Source organism: Paraburkholderia sp. SIMBA_030, assembly GCF_046535245.1.
Lineage (GTDB): Bacteria > Pseudomonadota > Gammaproteobacteria > Burkholderiales > Burkholderiaceae > Paraburkholderia.
The window spans coordinates 1-232 of the sequence record NZ_JAWRXB010001746.1 but is presented as its reverse complement, the minus strand read 5'-3'; the positions used below and the strand labels follow the sequence as shown (position 1 = coordinate 232).

The following is a 232-nucleotide window of genomic DNA, read 5'->3' as shown; positions in this document are numbered from 1 at the left end:
ATGGGCTGGTTCCAAAAGCGCGCATTGTCGCAATGGCCACAGCTGGAGTAGAACCACGTATTATGGGATTTGCTCCAGCTCCTGCTACTAAGAAGGTTCTTAAGCTTGCTGGATTAAGCATTCAACAGATGGATATTATAGAGATTAACGAAGCTTTCGCTTCTCAGGGTTTGGCAATAATGAGAGATTTGGGTCTTTCAGACAATGATCCGCGAGTTAATCCTAATGGTGG

General features: G+C 44.8%; 1 pseudogene. It reads left to right on the top strand.

The window, feature by feature from the left end:
* Window positions 1-232 (top strand): annotated as a pseudogene (locus SB772_RS45985) (3-oxoadipyl-CoA thiolase); the annotation flags it as partial.